This is a genomic window from Brachyspira catarrhinii (genome assembly GCF_005518285.1).
Lineage (GTDB): Bacteria > Spirochaetota > Brachyspiria > Brachyspirales > Brachyspiraceae > Brachyspira > Brachyspira catarrhinii.
This window is the reverse complement of record NZ_SJDU01000822.1, coordinates 1-386: the sequence shown is the minus strand read 5'-3', so window position 1 is coordinate 386 and position 386 is coordinate 1. Positions and strand designations below refer to the sequence as shown.

Sequence of the window (386 nt, the reverse complement as noted above, 5' to 3'; positions counted from 1 at the left end):
TTTGACAAGATTATAGAATTAAATGATTATTATATTTCTGCCTATAATAATAGGGGATTAGTTCACTACGATAAAGAAGAATATGATATGGCACTTGAGAATTTTAATAAAGCCATAGATTTAGATGACGAATTTATTCTTGCATATAATAATAGGGGGTTGGTCTATCTTAATAATAATGAATATGATATGGCACTTGAGAATTTTAACAAGGTCATAGAATTAGACGACAAATTTGTTCTTGCATATAGAAATATAGGATTAGTTTATTTTAATAATAATGAATACGATAAAGCTTTTGAAAATTTCAAAAAATTTGATTCTAAAATTGCACTTTATTATATGGTAGAACTTCTTTTAAAAGAAGAAAAAGATATTAATGATAT

The 386-nt window shown here is 24.1% G+C and carries 1 protein-coding gene; it reads left to right on the top strand.

Going from position 1 to position 386, the window contains the following annotated elements:
• Positions 1–386, top strand: a 386-nt coding sequence (locus EZH24_RS13570; RefSeq protein WP_137999498.1) for a tetratricopeptide repeat protein, incomplete at both ends; no start/stop codon positions are given.